This is a genomic window from Amycolatopsis sp. NBC_00348, assembly GCF_036114655.1.
In the GTDB taxonomy this organism is placed as follows: domain Bacteria; phylum Actinomycetota; class Actinomycetes; order Mycobacteriales; family Pseudonocardiaceae; genus Amycolatopsis.
Genome location: NZ_CP107994.1, coordinates 4,032,115 through 4,050,980 on the forward strand (window position 1 = coordinate 4,032,115; position 18,866 = coordinate 4,050,980).

At 72.6% G+C, this 18,866-nt stretch carries 18 protein-coding genes; 5 read left to right on the plus strand and 13 right to left on the minus strand.

Annotated elements, in window-relative coordinates:
- Window positions 1-110: 110 nt before the first annotated feature.
- Window positions 111-719 (minus strand): TetR/AcrR family transcriptional regulator, encoded by a 609-nt coding sequence (locus tag OHS58_RS17370; protein WP_328649004.1) that lies wholly within the window; start codon window positions 717-719, stop codon window positions 111-113.
- 78 nt (window positions 720-797) lie between these two features.
- The gene (locus tag OHS58_RS17375; protein WP_328649005.1) at window positions 798-1,196 is read right to left on the minus strand and encodes an STAS domain-containing protein; all 399 of its coding nucleotides are present in this window, start codon (window positions 1,194-1,196) and stop codon (window positions 798-800) included.
- A gap of 132 nt (window positions 1,197-1,328) precedes the next feature.
- On the opposite strand from OHS58_RS17375, the gene OHS58_RS17380 reads away from it, so the two are divergent.
- Both OHS58_RS17380 and OHS58_RS17385 read left to right on the plus strand, forming a co-directional pair.
- Window positions 1,329-2,150, plus strand: a complete 822-nt coding sequence (locus OHS58_RS17380; protein ID WP_328649006.1) for a class I SAM-dependent methyltransferase — start codon at window positions 1,329-1,331, stop codon at window positions 2,148-2,150.
- Between the two features lie 190 nt (window positions 2,151-2,340).
- Window positions 2,341-5,511, plus strand: coding sequence for a TIM-barrel domain-containing protein (locus OHS58_RS17385; RefSeq protein ID WP_328649828.1), 3,171 nt, complete (start codon window positions 2,341-2,343; stop codon window positions 5,509-5,511).
- Here the strand turns inward: OHS58_RS17385 and OHS58_RS17390 are convergent.
- The 9 genes from OHS58_RS17390 to OHS58_RS17430 form a co-directional block, all read right to left on the minus strand.
- On the minus strand, window positions 5,502-5,843 hold the full coding sequence (locus OHS58_RS17390; RefSeq protein WP_328649007.1) for a nuclear transport factor 2 family protein: 342 nt from the start codon (window positions 5,841-5,843) through the stop codon (window positions 5,502-5,504). The genes OHS58_RS17385 and OHS58_RS17390 overlap by 10 nt on opposite strands.
- 12 nt (window positions 5,844-5,855) lie before the next feature.
- Complete coding sequence (locus OHS58_RS17395; protein ID WP_328649008.1) at window positions 5,856-6,698, minus strand: SDR family NAD(P)-dependent oxidoreductase; 843 nt, start codon at window positions 6,696-6,698, stop codon at window positions 5,856-5,858.
- Between the two features lie 71 nt (window positions 6,699-6,769).
- On the minus strand, window positions 6,770-7,771 hold the full coding sequence (locus tag OHS58_RS17400) for a proline racemase family protein (protein WP_328649009.1): 1,002 nt from the start codon (window positions 7,769-7,771) through the stop codon (window positions 6,770-6,772).
- Entirely contained in the window at window positions 7,771-8,682 is a 912-nt protein-coding gene (locus OHS58_RS17405; RefSeq protein WP_326948816.1) for a dihydrodipicolinate synthase family protein, read from the minus strand. Before OHS58_RS17405 ends, OHS58_RS17400 begins: the two co-directional genes overlap by 1 nt.
- A complete protein-coding gene (locus tag OHS58_RS17410; protein WP_328649010.1) occupies window positions 8,669-10,051 on the minus strand; it encodes an FAD/NAD(P)-dependent oxidoreductase in 1,383 nt (460 codons plus the stop codon). Before OHS58_RS17410 ends, OHS58_RS17405 begins: the two co-directional genes overlap by 14 nt.
- Window positions 10,048-10,311 (minus strand): (2Fe-2S)-binding protein, encoded by a 264-nt coding sequence (locus OHS58_RS17415; RefSeq protein ID WP_328649011.1) that lies wholly within the window; start codon window positions 10,309-10,311, stop codon window positions 10,048-10,050. Before OHS58_RS17415 ends, OHS58_RS17410 begins: the two co-directional genes overlap by 4 nt.
- Window positions 10,308-11,474, minus strand: a complete 1,167-nt coding sequence (locus OHS58_RS17420; RefSeq protein WP_328649012.1) for an NAD(P)/FAD-dependent oxidoreductase — start codon at window positions 11,472-11,474, stop codon at window positions 10,308-10,310. The genes OHS58_RS17415 and OHS58_RS17420 overlap by 4 nt, the downstream gene beginning before the upstream one ends.
- Before the next feature lie 50 nt (window positions 11,475-11,524).
- A complete protein-coding gene (locus OHS58_RS17425; RefSeq protein WP_247050981.1) occupies window positions 11,525-12,130 on the minus strand; it encodes an XRE family transcriptional regulator in 606 nt (201 codons plus the stop codon).
- Between the two features lie 71 nt (window positions 12,131-12,201).
- On the minus strand, window positions 12,202-13,611 hold the full coding sequence (locus OHS58_RS17430) for an aminopeptidase P family protein (protein ID WP_328649013.1): 1,410 nt from the start codon (window positions 13,609-13,611) through the stop codon (window positions 12,202-12,204).
- Window positions 13,612-13,707: 96 nt separating this feature from the next.
- Between OHS58_RS17430 and OHS58_RS17435 the strand changes: the two genes are divergently transcribed.
- The gene (locus OHS58_RS17435; RefSeq protein ID WP_328649014.1) at window positions 13,708-14,691 is read left to right on the plus strand and encodes a LysR family transcriptional regulator; all 984 of its coding nucleotides are present in this window, start codon (window positions 13,708-13,710) and stop codon (window positions 14,689-14,691) included.
- Between the two features lie 3 nt (window positions 14,692-14,694).
- On the opposite strand, the gene OHS58_RS17440 is transcribed toward OHS58_RS17435, so the two are convergent.
- Window positions 14,695-15,207 (minus strand): bifunctional nuclease family protein, encoded by a 513-nt coding sequence (locus OHS58_RS17440; protein ID WP_326948810.1) that lies wholly within the window; start codon window positions 15,205-15,207, stop codon window positions 14,695-14,697.
- Between the two features lie 164 nt (window positions 15,208-15,371).
- Here OHS58_RS17440 and OHS58_RS17445 point away from each other — a divergent pair, with 164 nt between their 5' ends.
- The gene (locus tag OHS58_RS17445; RefSeq protein WP_328649015.1) at window positions 15,372-15,875 is read left to right on the plus strand and encodes an SRPBCC family protein; all 504 of its coding nucleotides are present in this window, start codon (window positions 15,372-15,374) and stop codon (window positions 15,873-15,875) included.
- Between the two features lie 80 nt (window positions 15,876-15,955).
- Window positions 15,956-17,362 carry an MFS transporter gene (locus OHS58_RS17450; RefSeq protein ID WP_328649016.1) on the plus strand — a complete coding sequence of 469 codons (1,407 nt, stop codon included), beginning with the start codon at window positions 15,956-15,958 and terminating at the stop codon, window positions 17,360-17,362.
- A gap of 24 nt (window positions 17,363-17,386) precedes the next feature.
- Here OHS58_RS17450 and pdxR read toward each other — a convergent pair whose 3' ends face one another.
- Complete coding sequence (pdxR, locus tag OHS58_RS17455; RefSeq protein ID WP_328649017.1) at window positions 17,387-18,796, minus strand: MocR-like pyridoxine biosynthesis transcription factor PdxR; 1,410 nt, start codon at window positions 18,794-18,796, stop codon at window positions 17,387-17,389.
- Window positions 18,797-18,866: the final 70 nt, after the last annotated feature.

The window sequence follows — 18,866 nt, forward strand, 5'->3', positions numbered from 1 at the left end:
AGGTCACAGGGCTAAAAGGGGGAAACGCAACCCGCTCGGGCCATCAAATGCCGCATCGCGCAGCAGGATGGATGTCTCAATTCCCGGCCGCCGCCCATTGATGTTCCCGATCACCCATGGGAATGGGACCGGCGCTGGAGCAACGGCAGCAGGATGTCGTCGACGATGTGCTCGACGAAGCTCCGGTCGCTGGGCTCCCCCACGACCACGAGCCGGTGCACGATGAGCGCCGGGACAATCTCGGCGAACAGCTTGTCCGCGCCGGGGACGAGGTGGTCGCCCTGCGCGACGCCGAAGGGCCGCTCGGTCATCGCCACTTCGTCGCGCCGCAGGATCCGCCGCATCTTCGCCGCCAGGTCCGGATCGCCGCGCATGCCGGCGAACAGGGCACCCAGCAGCCCGACCTCCTGCTCGGCGATCTGCTCGGCCAGCCATCCCACGGTCCGCACCAGGTCCTGCCGCAGATCACCGGTCCCGGTCGCGGGCGGCACGCTCGCCGCGCGGTGCTCGACCGCCGCGGCCACCAGCGCGGCCTTGCCGGCGTAGCGCCGGTAGATCGTGGGTTTGCCCACGCCGGCTTCAGCCGCGACCGACTCGATGGACAGCTGGTCGTAGCCGACCTCGACCAGCAGTCTCAGTGTCGCGTCGAGGATCGCCAGGTCCAGGCCGGTGTCGCGCGGTCTGCCCCGAGCGGGCCGCGCGTCGCGAGCACCGGGCACACCCACCTCCCATTTACGAAACGAAACTGGTTCGTAATCAAATGTGGTCCCACCGCAGCGAGGCGGGAGCGCGAGCAGTTACCCGGCGGCGTCCTGGAGCCCGGCGGCGAGCAGTTCCCGCAGCGCGTCGGACAGCGACGCGAACATCGGGACACCCGCGGCCAGGCCGGTGATGCGGAACAGCCGTGCGAGCGTGCGGCTGCTCGCCACCAGCCCGAAGTGCCGCCCCTCGGCCCCGGCCCTGGCGGCGGCCGCCGCCAGGGCGCGGGCGCCGGCGAGGCCGACGAACGCGATCTGGGTGAGGTCCACCAGCGTCGTGCCCGGTGGGGTGTCGCGCAGCTCGCGCTCCAGGATCGGGACGGTCAGGGCGTCGATCTCCCCGGCGAAGGTCAGGATCAGCAGGCCGGGACGGTACTCCGTCCGGCGCGCCGCGAGGGGGCGCGGGCCGGAGACGGGGATCGGTGGCTGAGGGGACACGGGTTCGGCAGGCCTTCCGCGCCGGCGGGCCGGCGTCGCGGGGAAGTGATCAAGGACGGGAACTTGATACCCAAACCTCCGGCCGGGAAACGCGCTATCCGGGTGGGGATTGACCACCCTAGGCTGCACACCGTGATCGCTGGTGGCTGGGACTGGGATCCGTCGCTGTATTCCGGCAGCGCGGCGTACTACGCGCGCGGCCGCGCCGCCTATCCGGACGCCCTCGCGGTGGCGTTCACGGCCGAGCTGGGCCTCGACGGAACCGGCCGGCTGCTCGACGTCGGCTGCGGGCCCGGGTCGCTGACCTTGCTGTTGGCCGGCAAGTTCGACGAAACCGTCGGCCTGGACGCCGATCCGGACATGCTCGCCGAGGCGGCCCGGCGCGCGGCGGACGCGGAGATCGGCACCTGCCGGTGGGTGCACCGGCGGGCCGAGGAGCTGCCCGCGGATCTGGGCGAATTCCGTTTGGTCACCTTCGCCCAGTCGTTCCACTGGCTGGACCGGCCGGCGGTCGCGGCGGCCGTGCACGGGATGCTGGCCGCCGGCGGCGTCTGCGCCCACGTCCACGCCACGACGCACCAGGGCGTCGATCCGGACGACCAAGCACCGCCGCACGACGCGATCACCGATCTGGTGCGGCGGTACCTCGGCTCGGTGCGCCGCGCGGGCCAGGGCGTGCTCCCGGACGGCACGGCGGCGGGCGAGCCGGAGATCTACCGCGCGGCCGGGTTCCACGGACCACGGCGGTTCGCGGTCCCGGGCCGGGTCGTCACGAAGGACGCCGACGCCGTCGTCGCCGCGGTCTTCTCGTTGTCCAGCGCGGCACCGCACCTGTTCGGCGACCGTCGCGAAGCGTTCGAGGCCGACCTGCGGCAGCTCCTGCACGAAGCCAACCCGGCGGGCGTCTTCACCGAGCGGCTGCGCGAGATCGCCGTCGACCTCTGGTGGCCCTGAGCCGTTCGGAGCACCGCGTACGGCCAGATCGCGGGACACAACCGGCCTGCCTATGGACAGCCGTCGAACGCCTGTGCTCTGATCACCACCACCAGATTTACAACGTTGTAAGCGGTCCCGGGAACGGAGCAGCCCGTTGGCATCGAACGGTTGGCGGAGGTCCTGCGCGGTCGTCGCGGTCCTGAGCACGGTGGCGGCCTTGACGGTCGCCGGATCCGGACCGGCGGCGGGTGTGTCCCGGCCGCGGACGGTGTCCGCGGGCGACGCGCGCTTCCAAGTGCTCTCCCCCACCCTGATCCGGACCGAGTACGCCGCCGACGGCAAGTTCCTCGACCGCCCCACCTTCACCGCGATCGGCCGTGACGCGTTCGGGCCGACGTCGTTCAGCTCGACCACTTCCGGCGGCTGGCTGACGATCCGGACGAGCGCGGTCACCCTGCGGTACCAGCTCGGTTCGGGGCCGTTCACCGCGCAGAACCTCGTCGTGCAGGAGAACGCCGGCCCGGCGCCGGTCACCTCGACGCCGTGGCAGCGCCTGACGTGCGCGGCCGGCGCGCTGTGCGAGGCGGAAGACCTGCAGTACAGCGGGCTCGCCGTCGCCGCGGACCACACCGGCTACACCGGCGGCGGGTTCGTGGCCGGCTTCGAAGGCACCGGCAACTCGCTCTCCGCCGACGTCGACGTCCCCACCGCCGGCGCGTACCGCTTCGACACCCGCTACGCCAACGCCGTCGCCGGGGACGGCCAGCACGTCACGCGCACCCTGTCCCTCTCGGTCGACGGCGGCGTGAGCCGGACAGTCTCCTTGCCGGTGACCGCGGACTGGGACACGTGGAGCGTGGCGTCCGTCCCGCTGCAGCTCGCGGCGGGCCGGCACACGGTCACCCTGACGCGCGCGGCCGCGGATTCGGGCAACGTCAACGTCGACAGCGTCGCGCTCCTGAACCCCGACGCGAGTTACCCGCCGTCGACGGCGAAAGCGATGCTGGACTGCCGTTTCGGCGTCGACTGCGAGGCGGAGTCCGCGCGCACCGCGGGTTCGGCGAAGCTCGCGTCCGACCACGCCGGGTACGCCGGCCAGGGCTTCCTCGCGGAGCTGAACCAGGGCTCGAGCCTGACCCAGCGCGTGGTCGCCGTGCCCGCCGACGGCACGTACTCGCTGCAGGTGCGTTACGCCAACGGTGTCGGCGGCGACGGCCTGCACCAGACGCGCACCGCGACGGTCTCGGCCGGCGGCACCACGCAGGTGCTTTCCCTGCCCGCGACGGACAACTGGGACACCTGGGGCACCGCGTCCGTCCCGGTCGCACTCAAGGCCGGCACGAACGACGTCACCCTCGGCTGTCCCGACCCCGCCAGCTGCCACGTCAACCTCGACACCCTCGCGGTGACGCCCGCCGGGGCGCCCGCGCCGGCGCCACACCTCGCGCTCGGCGGCTACCGCCGCGGCCTCGACGGCGTGAACGGCGACAACGGCGACCCGAAGACGGTCCCTGGGCTGCTGTACCGCGACGGCTGGTACCTCCTCGACGACACCGTCTCGGCCGTCTACGACCAGCGGGCCGGCAAACCGACCCCGCGCGGTGACCACGGCGGCAAGCCGTACCGCGACGGCTACGTCTTCGGGTACGGCCACGACTACCAGCGGGCGCTGGGCGACCTGGCCACCCTCACCGGGCCGCCGGAGCTGCTCCCCCGCTGGGCCTACGGCGTCTGGTACTCGGAGTACATCGACCGCACCGCGGCGGACTACGAGAACACCATCCTGCCGCGGTTCCGCGCGGAGGGCGTCCCGCTGGACGTCCTGGTCACCGACACCGACTTCAAGGCGCCCGACACGTGGAACGGGTGGGAGATCGATCCCGCGAAGTTCCCCGACCCGAAGGCGTTCTTCGACTGGTCCGCGGCGCAGGGCCTGCACAACACGTTCAACACGCACCCGAGCATCCGCAGCACCGACCCGCAGTTCGCCCAGGCGCAGGCGACGGCCAAGGGCAAGCTCACCAAGACGACCAACTGCGGGTCCGGCGAGGGCGGCGGCGACTGCTACTCCTTCGACTGGGGCGACCCGAACCAGCTCAAGGCCTACCTGGACCTGCACAAGACGATGGACCGCCAGGGCGTGGACTTCTGGTGGCTGGACTGGTGCTGCGACGGCTCGCAGTCCTCTTTGGACGGTGTGACGCCGGACGCGTGGATCAACCAGCAGTACGCCGACGACGCGGACCGCGCGATCGGCCGCGGCTTCGTCATCTCCCGCGCCTACGGTTCGCTGCAGTCGGGCGGCTACGGCAACCCGGCCGCCGTGCCGACCGGGCCGTGGGCCGACAAGCGCTCGGCGATCCACTTCACCGGCGACACGTCATCCACCTGGGGCACGCTGCGCATGGAGGTCGGCTACACCCCCGGCGAGGCGGCGGCGACCGGGATGTCCGCGGTCAGCCACGACATCGGCGGGCACAACGACACCACCGGCCTGCCCGGCTCCGAGACCTACGACGGCGGGCGCACCAAGAAGCTGCCGGACGACCTGTACGCGCGCTGGGTGCAGCTCGGCACGTTCCAGCCCATCGATCGCCTGCACAGCAACCACAGCGACCGGCTGCCGTGGCAGTACGGGCCCGAGGCGAAGGCGTCGGCGACGAAGTTCCTCAACCTGCGCGAGAACCTCGTGCCCTACACCTACACACTCGCCCAGCAGGCGGCCACGACCGGCGTCCCGGTGACCCGGCCGCTCTACCTCGACTACCCCGAGGAGCCGAACGCCTACCAGCTGGCCGGCAGCGAATACCTGTACGGGCCGGACGTGCTGGTCGCGCCGGTCACCACCCCGGGCACGACCGCGACCACGAACGTCTGGTTCCCGCCGGGTCAGTGGACGGACTACTTCACCGGCAAGACCTACGCCGGCGGCACGACCCAGGTGATCACCACCGACCTGAGCACGATGCCGGTGTTCGTCAAGGCCGGCGGGATGGTGCCGAGCCGGACCAGGAACGTCACCGACGACGTCCGCAACCCGCTCGACGCGCTGACGCTCACCGTCGCCGAGGGCGCGTCGAGCACGTTCACCCTCTACGACGACAACGGCAGCAGCGGCCGGAGCGCGTCCACCAAGGTCCGCTACACCGCCGGCAGCCACACCGTGCGGCTCGACCCGTCCGACGGCTCTTTCCCCGGCCAGGTAAGGGATCGCCGGTGGACGGTGACGTTCCTCGGAGCCACCGCACCGAAGACGGTCACGGCCGGCGGTGACCGGCTACCGGCCAGCGCGTACCACTGGGACGCCGGGACGCACACCCTGACCGTCACGCTCCCGCCGCGGAGCGTCCACGCGCCGGTGACGGTCGCCTACCGGTGAGGTTCGATCACCAGCCGTGAGATGCGGCGGGTCTCGTCGAGGGAGAACCGGTGGTCCAGGTCGACGAGCCCGCCGGGGAAGTTCCCCTCGACGCGGCAGGTGACGACGGTCGTACCGTCCGATGTGGACTGTGCCGACAGCGGCGTCGTGGTGAAGGTGTAGTCGCCGGCGGGGCGATCGAGCCAGGTGCGAACGGCGGCGGCGCCGTCGTGGCTCGCACCGTCGTCGGTGATGTGGGCGTCGTCGGCGAACGCGACGATCGCGGCGGTGCGATCACCGCCGATCGTCAGGGCCAGGTAGGCGCGGACGGCGTCCGGGCTGTCTTCGAGCACGGTCTCTCCTTTCTAGGCGACGTCAGGGAAATCGGCACCGCGGGACACGGCCTCGTCCGCGCGGACGGCGTCGAGGGTCTTTTGCAGCTTCGACGTGACCTTGTCGAAGGCCGGGCCGCCGAGGACGAGCCGGTGCGGCGGGTCCGGCCGTTCCATGGCCGCCAGCACCGCGCGCACGCCGCGGGCGGGATCGCCCGGCTGACGGCCGTCCTGCTCGACGAAGGCGGTGCGCACGGCGTCGAGCAACGGCGCGTAGGCGTCGACGGTCTCGCGAACCGGCTCGGCCGAGAAGCCGGCGTAGGCGTGCGTCCGAAAGGCCCCGGGCTCGACCAGGAGAACCTTGACCCCGAACGGCTCGACCTCCCGGCGCAGCGCGTCGGACAGGCCTTCGACCGCGAACTTCGCCGCGCTGTAGTACCCGAAGCCCGGGACGGCGTCCATCCCCGCGGCCGACGACATCGTGACGACCCAGCCGGAGCCGCGGGCGCGCATGCCCGGCAGCACCTCGCGCAGCACGGTCACCACGGAGAAGAAGTTCAGCTCGAACGAGCCGCGCACGACGTCGTCGGCAGTGCCCTCGACCGAGCCGTACCAGCCGCGGCCGGCGTTGTTGACCAGCACGTCGATCTCGCCGAAGCGTTCGCGCGCCTCGGCGACGGCCCGCCGGACCTCGCCGGGCGCGGTGACGTCCAGCCGCACGGCGTGGGCGCGATCACCGTGCTCGGCGACCCATTCCTTCAGTTCCTCGGGACGCCGGGCCGTCAGCACGACCCGATCGCCCGCTTCGAGCGCGGCGTCGGCGTACGCCATGCCGAACCCGCCCGGCGTGCCGCCGGTGATGAACCAGTTCCTCATGTACCCACCTCCACTACAGACGCTATAGAGTTGACTATAGCACCGTGTAGCTTCACGGTCGGGACGTCAGCTCACAGGACGAACCCGGTCGGGAACGGGTCGGCCGGATCGAGCAGGTAGGTCGCGGTGCCGGTGATCCACGCGCGGCCCGAGAACTCCGGCACCACCGCGGGCACGCCGCCGACCGTGGTCTCGGCGACCAGCTCACCGGTGAACGTCGTGCCGATGAACGAGCTGTTCTCGAACGGCGTGTGCAGCGGCAGCTCGCCGCGCGCGTGCAGCTGCGCCATCCGGGCCGACGTGCCGGTGCCGCAGGGCGACCGGTCGAACCAGCCCGGGTGGATGGCCATGGCGTTGCGCGACGCGCGGGCGTCCGACCCCGGGGCGAGGAACTGGACGTGCTTGCAGCCGCCGATCAGCGGGTCGGCCGGGTGCTTCGGCGGCCGCTGCTCGTTGATCGCGTCCATGATGGACAGCCCGGCCTTCAGGATCCTTTCCTTCTCCGCTCGTTCGAACGGAATGTCCAGTGTGGACAGGTCGAGGATGGCGTAGAAGTTCCCGCCGTAGGCCAGGTCGTAGCGCACCTCTCCCAGCCCGGGCACGTCCACGACGGCGTCCCGCTCGGCCAGGAACGACGGCACGTTGCGGAGTTTGACGCGCTCGGCATGGCCGTCGCGCACGGTGACCTCGGCGTGCACGAGCCCGGCGGGGGTGTCGAGGCGCACGACGGTCGTCGGCTCGGTGACCGCGACCATGCCCGTCTCGACCAGCACAGTGGCGACGCCGATCGTGCCGTGGCCGCACATCGGCAGGCAGCCGGAGACCTCGATGTAGACGACACCCCAGTCGGCGTCCGGGTGGCACGGCGGCTGCAGGATCGCGCCGCTCATCGCGGAATGGCCGCGGGGTTCGTTCATCAGGAACAGCCGCAGGTCGTCGAGGTGCTCCAGGAAGTACCGGCGGCGTTCGGCCATCGTGTCGCCCGGGATGACGGCGACGCCACCGGTCACGACCCGCGTCGGCATGCCCTCGGTGTGCGAGTCGACGGCGGTGATCGCGCGCGAGGACCGCATCACGCCACGCCCAGCGCACTCAACGCGCGGTTCATGTCTGCCTCGACCTGCGCGCGGTTCTCGTCGGTGAGCGGCCCGCGCGGCGGGCGGCACGGGCCGCCGTACCGGCCGACCAGGTCCATGCCCAGCTTGATGGCCTGGACGAACTCGGTGCGCGAATCCCAGCGGAACGCGGCCACCAGCGGCTCGTAAAGCGCTTTCGCCTCGGTGAGCTTGCCGGACGTCGCCAGGTCGAACAGGCGCGCCGACTCGGCCGGGAAGACGTTCGGGAAGCCGGCGAACCAGCCGGTGGCGCCCATCAGCAGGCTCTCCAGCACGACGTCGTCGGCGCCGCTGACCACGGCCAGCTCCGGCGCGCGTTCGCGGATCTCCAGCACGCGCCGGACGTCACCGGAGAACTCCTTGACGGCCACGACGTTGTCGATCCGCGCGATCTCGGCGAGCAGGTCGGGCGTGAGGTCGACCTTGGTGTCGAAGGGGTTGTTGTAGACCATCACGGGCAGCCCGACCGAGGCGACGGCCTCGAAGTGGGCCAGCACTTCGCCGCGGTTGGCGCGGTAGAGCGTCGGCGGCAGGCAGAGCACACCATCGGCGCCGTCCTCGGCGGCGGCTTCGGCCCACTGTTTTGCTTGGTGCGCACCGGGTCCGTGGACGCCGACGACCACGATCCCGTCGTCGCCGACGGCCTCGATCGCGGTACGGGCGACGCGGCGGCGTTCGACGTCGGTGAGCGAGGAGTACTCGCCGAGGGAACCGTTGGGCCCGACGCCGCGGCAGCCGTTGGCCACCAGCCAGCGGCAGTGCTCGGCGTAGGCGTCGTAGTCGACGGCGAGGCCGGCGGGGGCCGCGTCGTCCGGCCGGTAGGGCAGCGCGGTGGCGACGACGACGCCTCCGAGGTCACGGGTGCTCATGGGACTCCTTGGGTTCATGCTCGGGCTCGGCGAGTTCGCCGAGCCGGATCGGCTGGGCGATCGGACGGTGATGGCGTTCGGTACCCCCGCAGAGTTCGGCGACGGCCGGGCCGCACATCCGGCCCTGACACGGTCCGAGCCCGGCGCGGGTGCCGAGCTTCAGTGCATGCGAACCGGCTCGAACGGGATCACTCGCGGCCTTGCGCAGATCGGCAACCGTGGTCTCCTCACAGCGGCAGACGATCGTGTCGGCCCGCAACCACCCGGACCAGCCGTCGCCGATCGGATGGGCCGCTGCCAGCCTCCTGGCGAACTCCCGGGCGCGATCCCGGGCGCGACGCAGGCCCCGATCCGGCCCGCCTCCCGCAGCCGCGTGCCCCGCGACCGCCCCCTCGGCCGCGGCGGCGACCGCCCCGCCGATCCCGGTGATCTCCCCGGCGGCGAAGACGCCTGCCACGGTGGTGCGCTGCTCGTCGTCGACCCGCACGAAGCCGCCGTCGAGCACACAACCCGCGGCGACGGCGAGTTCGGGCTGCGGGACGAAGCCGTGCCCGACGCAGACCGCATCGACCTGGTAGATCCGTTCGGTGCCGGGGATGACCGACCAGTCGGGGTTGAGCCGAGCGGTCACGACCTCACGGACCCGGTCGTCCCCGCGGGCTTCGATGACGGCGCGGCCCATCCGGTACGGCACGCGATGCCGGGCGAGCGTGGCGGCATAGCGGAGGAGTTCGGCCGCTTTGGAGATGTGACGAGCCAATCGCCACGGCTGCCTGGACCATCCTTTTCGGACAGTCGCATGGGGATTGGCCTCCAGGATCGCGACGACCTCAGCCCCGACGCCCAGCAGCGACTCGGCAACGGGCAGCAGAAACGGCCCACTCCCGGCGACAAGCACCCGCCGCCCGACGGCGACACGCTCACCTTTGGCGAGGGCTTGCGCCGCACCGGCGGTGAAGACACCCGGAAGCTGCCAGCCGGGGAAGGGCAGAGTCCGGTCGTGCGCACCGGTGGCCAGAACAAGCGCATCGGGGGCGAGGACATGCCGCTCTCGGGCGGAACCGTCGGCGGGACCCCGAAGCACGTGAACCCGAAGCGCGAGATCGGCTTCCAAACGAACGAGAGCCCAGACCGTGCTGTTCGGCCACCACCGGCACCTCGGGTGTTCCAGCACCCGCCGCCGCCGCGCGAAATCGGCCCCGTCATGTGGCCTTCCGGCCTCGTAAGCCTCCGGCAGGGTTCGGTGGTACTGGCCGCCCGGCACATCGGACTGGTCCAGGACCGTGACCTCCGCACCAGCCCGCAGTGCGTGTTCGGCCGCGGCCAGACCCGCGGGACCGGCGCCGATGATGACCACCTGGCGGGTCATGACTTCTCCTGGCGGGTCTGGGTGCGAATCTCGTCACCGTCCGCCGCGCGGCGGCGGCAGGCTCGGACGTCCGGGACTCCGTTCACCGTCAGCACGCAGTCGAAACACGCGCCGATGCCGCAAAACACGCCGCGTGGCGCGCCCGATCGGTTCGTACGCCACGACAATCGGCCCGACGCCAGCAGGATTCCCGCCACCGTCTGGCCTTCGATGCCCGGCAGTGGCTCGCCGTCCACCGTGATGTGGATCGGGCGGCTCATGCCAGCACCGCCGGACGGTCCACCGTGAACTCCTCCACCGGGCAGGAAGGGGCAACTCCGGTCAGCATCTCCCGCAGCAGCAGCGCCGTCCCGACGCTCAGGCCGATGCCCGCCCCCTCGTGGCCCGTCGCGTGCCACAGGTTCGGGACCCTCGGATCCGGGCCCAGCACCGGCAGGTGGTCGTCCACGTACGGCCGGAACCCGCCGTACGCGCGCATCACCGCCGCGTCCGCCAGCGCCGGGAACAGGCGCAACGCCTTCGCCGCGATCGCGCCCAGCACGTCCGGCCGGAGCGTGTCGTCGAACCCCACCTGACGCCGCGACGAGCCGATCAGCACCGTGCCGCCCCACGTCGACTCCACGACGGCGGACGTCTGCAGCTCGCCGCTGTCCGCCCCGACCGCGCCGACGTAGTCCGCGTCGTACACCTTGTGCCGCACCACTCCCGGCATCGGCGTGGTCACCAGCACCTCACCCCGCCGCGGCCGGACGGCGATCGGGGCACCGAGCCGCGCGGACACGATCCCGGCCCACGGGCCCGTCGCGTTCACCACGACGTCGGCGTCGATCACCTCGCCCGGGACGCGGACGCCGGTGATCCGCCCGCCGGTCACGACCGCGCCGATCACCTCGGTGTCCGCCCGCAGCCGGGCGCCGTGCGCGAGGGCCGAGCCCAGCAGCGCCAGTGTCGCGCCGGCCGGCTGCACCTGCGCGTCCTCCGGGTAGTGGACGGCCGCGACGACCGACCGGGTCAACGCGGGCTCGAGAGCAGCCACTTCAAGAGCAGTCAACGACTTCGTGACTACTCCGGCGGCGGACTGCGTCTTGGCGAACGCCGTCAGCGCGGCGGCGCCGGCCGACGTGGTGGCGACGACGATGCCGCCCTTGGCGTCGAACTCCGTCGCGGCCGCGGCGCGCGGGTCCCCGGCCGCGATCTCGGCGACGACGCGTGGCCACAGCCGGGCCGACAGCCGCGCGAGCGCCAGCTCGGCACCCGGCCCCTTGTCGGAGACGAGCACGTTGCCTTCGCCGTGCGACGTGGTCCCGCCGGCCGGGCGCCCCCGATCCACGACCACGACGTCGAAGCCGGCCAGGCTCAGCTCCCGGGCGCACGCGGCACCGACGACCCCGGCCCCGAGCACGACCACCCGCGTTCCGTTCATCGATCCTCCGCGTTCGTCAAACCGAACGCTAGGTTCTCGAACGGACCGTGTCAACGCCCGGTCGGCAGCACCGGGTGCGGGCGGCCGTCGAGCCGCTCGTCCGCGCGGTACTGCAGCAGCAGCACCGAGTGCACCGGCGCCGCCAGCGCGGTGTAGCAGTGCGGCTCGCGGGCGTCGAACGCGACGTAGTCGCCGGGGCCGGCGTCCACCGTCCGGCCGGCCACCTCCACGCGCAGGCTGCCGGTCTGCACGATGGTGTGCTCGATCCCGACGTGCCCCTGCGACCGCTGCGGCGCGTCCCCGCGCACGACCTGGTCGTAGACCTCGAAGACGCCGTCGCCGGTCTCGATCCGGCGCAGCGGGCGCAGGTCGACGCCCTCGCCGCGGAGCACTTCGACCTCGGCCGCCCGCACCACCGTGAGCGCGCCGCCCGCGCGCTGGTCGAGCAGGTCGGAGATGGCCACCTCGAGCACCCGCGACAGGCTGAACACGGTCTCGATCGTCGGGTTCCCGCCGCCCGACTCCAGCTGCGAGAGCGTGGCCTTCCCGATCCCCGACCGGCGGGACAGCTCGGACAGCGACAGCCCCCGTGCCGTCCGCGCGGCCCGCAGGTTGACCGCCAGCATGTCCCGGATCGACGGCGTCGAGTCCTCCACCGCAGCTCCCTTTCGTTCGGCAAACCGTACGATCGGCCCAGCGAATCGTTCGCTTTGCCGATCGGACGTCATCATGCCACGCGGACCCAGGCCTCGACCTCCTCGGCCGTGGAGGGGAACGCCGAGGACAGCAGCTCGTACCCGGTCGACGTGACCACGACGTCGTCCTCGATGCGCACGCCCAGGCCGCGCAGCTCGGGCGGCACCGTGAGGTCGCCGGCGTGGAAGTACAGGCCGGGCTCGACGGCCAGCGCCATCCCCTCGGCCAGCTGCCCCGTCCGGTAGGCGGCCGGGCTCGCGGCGGCGCAGTCGTGGACGTCCAGCCCGAGGAAGTGGCCGGTGCCGCAGACGATGTACCGGCGGTGCTGCTGCCCGTCGGGCGAGAGCGCCTCGTCCACCGACACCGGGAGCACGCCCCAGTCGTGCAGCCCCTTCGCGAGCACCCCCAGCGCGGTCGTCTGGAACGCGGCGAAGTCGTTGCCCGCGCGGACCTCGGCGAGCGCGGCGCGGTGGGCCGTGTGCACCAGGTCGTAGACGTCGCGCTGGGCCGCGGTGAACTCCCCGGAAACGGGGAAGGTGCGGGTGATGTCGGCGGTGTACAGCGAATCCAGCTCGACGCCCGCGTCGAGCAGCACGACGCTGTCCTCGGCCACCGGCCCGTCGCAGCGCGTCCAGTGCAGCACCGGCGCGTTCCGCCCGGCCGCGACGATCGACGTGTACCCGGGGCCGGTGCCCTCGGTGCGGGCGCGCCGGTCGAACGTGCCCTGCAGCCAGCGTTCCCCGCCGCCGCGCACCGCCTCCGGGAGGGCGGCGAGCACGTCGGCGAACCCGCGGGCGGTGGCGTCGACGGCGGCCCGCAGCTGGCCCACCTCCCAGTCGTCCTTGAGCCGCCGCAGCTCCGCGAGGACCGTGCGCAGCCGCTCGCTGTGGCCCTGGCCGTACGCGTCGAGCACCGGGTCGACCCCGGCGGCGACCAGCACCTGCGGGTGCCGGCCGCGCAGGCCGCGGGGCAGGTCCTCCAGCGGACGGCACTCGAGGCCGAGCGCCTCGGCGTACGCGGCCGGCGTGGCCGCGGACCCGACCCACAGCGGGCTGGTGTCGGCGTCGCCGATGAAGTCGGTCTCGTCCGGCTCGGCCGGGCGCGGGACGTAGAGCGTCGCGTGGTGGCCGTCGCCGGCCGGGGTCAGCACCAGGATGGCGCCTTCACGCCGGCAGCCGGTCAGCCAGACGAAGTCGCTGTCGGCGCGGAAGCCGTGGAAGGTGTCGTTGGACCGCACCACGGCGCGGCCGGCCGCGAGCGCGATCCGGTGCCCGGGCAGCGCCGCGGACAGCCGGGCCCGGTGCGCGGCGGCGGCCTCGGCGGTGCCCGCCGGCACCTCGACGACGTCGGCGGCGGGCTCCCAGCTGTCGCGGATCCAGTTCCGGAACCCCTTCGCGTTCAGCAGCGCGCGCAGGTCGGGCCGGGTTCGGTCGCCGGTCATCGGCTCCCCTTCCAGGTAATAGCGGACAGGCTTTCGCACCGAGCCTCACACCGTGGACGCCCGGGCGGTAATGGCTCGCGGCGATAGACTCCGGCTATGGCCCTGGAGATCCGGCAGCTGCGGGCGATCTGCGCGATCGCCGAGGCGGGCAGCCTGTCGCAGGCGGCCGCCGCGCTGGGCGTGTCCCAGCCGTCCCTGACGTCCCTGCTGCAGCGCTTCGAGCGGCAGATCGGGACGCCGTTGTTCGTCCGCAGCCACACCGGCGTCACGCCCACCCCGGCCGGCGAGCAGACGCTGCGCCGGGCTTTGGTGCTGCTGCTGGACTTCGACCGGTTCGAGGCCGACCTGCTCGGCTCCACCGGCACCGGGCCACTGCGGCTGGGATCGTCCCAAATGGACTGTCTACCGACGTTCGTCGAGCGGCTGGACGACGCATTGCCCGGCGTCGAGGTGACCGTCCACTTGGAACCGTCGTGCGCGGTGCTGGCCCACTCGCTGGCGCGCGCGACCCTCGACGTCGCCGTCATCTCCATGTCGGACGACCAGGAGGTGCCGCTGGCCAAGCACCTCGGGCACCGGGTCCTGCTCCCCTGGATCCCGGTCTTCATCGGCCTGCCCGAGCGGCACCGGCTGGCCGGGCGGACCGAGGTCGAGCTGGCCGACCTCGCGGACGACGCCTGGATCGGCCCGCCGGGCCCCGAGGACGGTTCGCTGACGTCGTTGCGCGCGGCGGCCCACCGCGCCGGGTTCACCCCGCGGATCCGCTTCGAGTGCCCGAACGGCGGCGGCCGTCAGCTGGTCGCGGCCGGCCAGGCGGTGCAACTGGTCGAGCCGACCGCGCCCGAGCAGCCCGGCATGGTCGTCCGGCCGCTGGCCGGCGACCCGATGCGGATGCGGCTGGTGCTGGCCTGGCGCAAGGAACGCGTCACGTGGGACCAGGCCGAGCAGGTCTACCGCGCGGCGATGACGTCCTACACCCGGCACGCGATGGCGCCGGGCCCGTTCCGGTCGTGGTGGACGCGCAGGCGGGACGAGCGGTCCTGGGACAGCCTGGTCGGCTACTTCGGCGACGGCAGCTGAGCGTCAGAGGTCGAAGTCCTCGGGCCGGATCCCGTCGAGCTCGGCGCGGAAGCGGGCGACCTCGGCCTCGGTGTCGAGCGCGTCGGTCGCCGGGCCCTCGGCCTCCTGCTCCACCTCGAGCTGCACCGACGCGACGTCGAGCACCTCCTCGGCGACCCGGATCGGCGCGCCCTGGCGCAGGCCGAGCGCGACCGCGTCGCTGGGCCGGGCCGACACGCGGGTGCCGTCGACGAGCACGAGGTCGGCGTAGAAGATGCCGTCGCGGACCTCGGTCAGCTCGACGGCCGCGACGCCTTGGCCGAACGCCGCGAGGACGTCGCCGAGCAGCTCGATCGTGCCGGGCCGCGGCTGTTCGATCTGCTCGCGCGCCCGCACCAGGGCCTCGGCCTCGCCGTAGCCGATCATGATCGCGAGCCAGCGGCGCGCCCCGTCCGGTTCGCGCAGCAGCATCAGCGGGGCTTCCCCCGGCACCGGGACGGCCATCCCCACGACCTCGATCGGGATCACGCTGACCACCGCTCCCTCCGTGTAAGGACTCCTCCGCGCGCGAAGTACCCAGAAAGTCCGCGTTTACACCCTGCTTTCGGCCGCAACTTTTTCACCAACTCGGCCTACCGCGCCTGACCACCCTGAACAACCGGCTCTCCTGCGCTGCGGACAACGCCGGATCCCCTTGCCGGGTGGCGCCGGCCGCTGTCACCGTCACGGGTGTGGAGCCGACGATTTCGCGCAGCATCGACGTTCCGGTGGATGCGGCCACGGTGTGGTCGTGGGTCACCGACCTGCCGCGGATGGGCGAGCTGAGCCCGGAGAACGTCGGCGGCCGCTGGCTCGACGGCACCGGCCCGGCACTGGGCGCGCGGTTCCGCGGCCGCAACCGCAACGGCGAGCTGCGCTGGTGGACGCGGGTGCTGGTGGTCGCCTGCGAGCCGGACCGCCGGTTCGCCTTCGACGTCCGGACGCCGCTCGGTTCGCGCGTGTCGCGGTGGGAGTACGTGCTGACGCCGACCGCGACCGGCTGCGTGGTCACCGAGAACTGGTACCGGATCGGCAGCTGGGTCGTGCGGAAGTTCATGGGGCCGAAGGTCACCGGCCGCGTCGACCGGCCCGGGTACAACGTCGAGTCGATCGAACACACCCTCGCGGCGCTGAAGGCGCGGGCGGAGCTGCGGGCGGCGGCGTGAGCTAGGTCGCTCCGAACTGGTCAGTCTCTTGTTGAAACTCACTGTCCCGGCTAGGTTGCTTTTTCAAACCTAGGAGGGTCATGACGGACATCGCGCCGAAGCCGGGACTCGTGCTGCTGGTCGTCTCGACGGCGGCGTTCCTGGCCAGCCTCGACACGTTCATCGTCACCATCGCCTTCCCCGGCATCCGGGCCGCGTTCCCGGGCGACGACCTCGCGACGCTGTCGTGGGTGCTCAACGGCTACACGGTCCTGTTCGCCGCCTGCCTCGCGCCCGCCGGGCGGCTCGCCGACCGCTACGGCCGCAAGCGGCTGTTCCTCATCGGCGTCGCGGTCTTCACGCTCGCCTCGGCCGCGTGCGCGATCGCGCCGTCGATCCCCGTGCTGATCGGCTTCCGCGCGGTGCAGGCGATCGGCGCGGCCCTGGTCATGCCGACGTCGCTGGCGCTGCTGCTGACGGCGTTCCCGCCGCACCGGCGGCCGATGGCGGTCGGCGTCTGGGCGTCGGTGGGCGCGGCCGCCGCGGCACTCGGACCGCCGGTCGGCGGCCTGCTCGTCGAGGCGTCCTGGCGCTGGGTCTTCCTGGTGAACCTGCCGATCTGCGCGCTGACGCTGCTGGCCGGCCCGCGCGTGCTGCGCGAGTCCCGCGACACGGGCACCGGCGTCCCGGACCTGCTCGGCGCGGCCGGGCTCCTGGTCGGCGTCGGCGCGCTGGCCTACGCGCTGGTCGAAGCGCCCGACCACGGCTGGGGCTCTCCGGCCGTCGTGGCGGCGTTCGTCGTGGCCGTCGTGGCGCTGGCGTGGGTGCCGCTGCGGTCGGCGCGGCACGCCGTGCCGGTGCTGGACCTGCCCGCGCTGCGCGTGCCGACGTTGTGGCTGGCGTGCGTGACGACCGGGGTGTTCGCCGCCGGGTTCGCCGCGATGCTGTTCGGCAACGTGCTGTTCCTGACGTCGATCTGGCACGACTCGGTGCTGCTGGCCGGGCTGTCGCTGGCGCCCGGTCCGCTGATGGTGGTGCCGGTGTCGATCCTTGGCGGCCGGTTCGTGCACCGCTTCGGGCCGGGCCCGATCGTCGCGCTCGGCGGCGTCTCGTTCGGGCTGGGGGTGCTGATCTGGTTGCTGCGCATGGATTCCACGCGCGACTACGCGAGCGCGATGCTGCCCGGTCAGCTGCTGACGGGCATCGGCGTCGGCCTGATCCTGCCGTCGCTGTCCGGCGTCGTGGGCACGGTCCTGCCCGCGGCCCGCTGGGGCGCGGGGTCGTCGATGGTCAACACGACCCGCCAGATCGGCACGGTCCTGGGCACGGCGGTGCTGGTCGCGATCTTCGCGGGCACCCCGGACCTGACGGACTTCCGCCACGGCTGGTTCCTGATCCTCGCCACGGCGGTGGCGACGTCAGCCGGCGGCCTCCTCATCGCGGCGCGGCGCCGGACCGACCACCACGTCGAACCACCCAGCCCTGCCGCACCTGTCGTGAGTGTTTAGGGCGGTTCTAACCGCCCTAAACACTCACGAGAGCCAGGCACGGTCCAACGCCGCGAGCCCGTCGTCGATCCGCTCCACGGGGATCGCGCCGTAGCCCAGCACCAGGCCCTGCCCGGGGTAGCCGCCGCAGAGGTCGGAGAGGGTCTGGACTTCCGCTCCGGCAAGGGAAGCGCGGGCCGCGACCGGCTCGAGGTCGTCGTCGGACAGGGCGCACAGGTGCAGGCCCGCCGCCGACGGGATCAGCCGCAGGCGGCCCGCGAACACCCTTTCCAACGTCGACGTGATCCGCTCGTGCCGCTCGGCGTACACCTTCGTCGCACGGCGGATGTGGCGGGCGAACAGGCCTTCGTCGATGAACCGGGCCAGCGCGGCCTGCGCGGGCAGGTCGCCGTGCCAGTCAGACAGCTGACGCGCGTGGCACAACGCGTCACGCAGCGACGCCGGTGCGACCAGGAAACCTAGGCGCAGCATGGGAAGCAGCGTCTTGGAGAACGAGCCGACGTAGGCGACGCGGCCGTCGCGATCGAGGCTCTGCAACGGTTCCAGGGGCCGGTCGGAGAACCGGAACTCGCTGTCGTAGTCGTCCTCGACGATCACGGCGTCCGCGCGCTCGGCCCACGCGAGCAGCGCCGTCCGCCGCGACAACGACATCGGCGTGCCGAGCGGGAACTGGTGCGACGGCGTGACGTACACCAGCCGCGTCCGCGGGGGCAGCGCGGCGACGTCGAGACCTTCGCCGTCCACCGGCACGCCGACGACGTCGGCGCCGTGGGACGCGAAGAGGTGCTTCGCCAGCCGGTAGCCGGGTTCCTCGATCGCCACCCGGTCCCCCGGCTCGAGCAGCACCCGGCACAGCAGGTCGAGCGCCTGCTGGGCGCCTTGGGTGACGAGGACGTCGTCCGCGTCGGCGCGCACCGAACGCGCGACACCGGCGTGCCGGGCGATCGCCGCGCGCAGGCCCTCGTACCCGCCGGGGTCGACGTAGTGCGCGAAGCCGACGGCGTCCCGCAGCTCGCTCGCGAGCAGCCGCCGCCACGTCTCGAGCGGGAACAACGCGGCGTCGGGGATGCCGACGCGGAAGTCGTACTCCGGCGCCCGCGCCACCGGGGCGACCGGCGGCGGCAGCGACCGCCACACCGCCTTGGGCTGCGGCCCGGCGCCCGAAGGCGCCTTGCGCGACCTGGTCCGCGTGGGAAGTTCCGCGCAGACGTAGGTGCCGGCGCCGACGCGCCCGGCGAGGAACCCGTCGGCGGTCAGCCGGTCGTAGGCCACCGCGACGGTGTTGCGCGAGACGGCCAGCCGCCGCGCCAGCTCGCGCGTCGGCGGCAGCCGCTCGCCCTCGCGCAGCCGGCCGTCGAGGATGGCGTCGCGGAGCTGCCGGTAGATCCGGACGCTGAGGTCGCCACGCCCGGCCAGGCTGACGTGGAAGTCCATCCGGCGACCCTACATTGGCCCAGTGCACAAGGCCATAATTGGATCTGGGATCGGGCCAACCCGGGCCCTA

Bases quoted from the DNA above. Each gene is read 5' to 3' on its own strand.
- OHS58_RS17400 (WP_328649009.1), bottom strand. From the start codon at position 7,771: ATGCGGTCCTCGCGCGCGATCACCGCCGTCGACTCGCACACCGAGGGC.
- OHS58_RS17410 (WP_328649010.1), bottom strand. From the start codon at position 10,051: ATGACCCGCCAGGTGGTCATCATCGGCGCCGGTCCCGCGGGTCTGGCC.
- OHS58_RS17395 (WP_328649008.1), bottom strand. From the start codon at position 6,698: ATGAGGAACTGGTTCATCACCGGCGGCACGCCGGGCGGGTTCGGCATG.
- OHS58_RS17450 (WP_328649016.1), top strand. From the start codon at position 15,956: ATGACGGACATCGCGCCGAAGCCGGGACTCGTGCTGCTGGTCGTCTCG.
- OHS58_RS17405 (WP_326948816.1), bottom strand. From the start codon at position 8,682: ATGAGCACCCGTGACCTCGGAGGCGTCGTCGTCGCCACCGCGCTGCCC.
- pdxR (WP_328649017.1), bottom strand. From the start codon at position 18,796: ATGGACTTCCACGTCAGCCTGGCCGGGCGTGGCGACCTCAGCGTCCGG.
- OHS58_RS17415 (WP_328649011.1), bottom strand. From the start codon at position 10,311: ATGAGCCGCCCGATCCACATCACGGTGGACGGCGAGCCACTGCCGGGC.
- OHS58_RS17430 (WP_328649013.1), bottom strand. From the start codon at position 13,611: ATGACCGGCGACCGAACCCGGCCCGACCTGCGCGCGCTGCTGAACGCG.
- OHS58_RS17420 (WP_328649012.1), bottom strand. From the start codon at position 11,474: ATGAACGGAACGCGGGTGGTCGTGCTCGGGGCCGGGGTCGTCGGTGCC.
- OHS58_RS17435 (WP_328649014.1), top strand. From the start codon at position 13,708: ATGGCCCTGGAGATCCGGCAGCTGCGGGCGATCTGCGCGATCGCCGAG.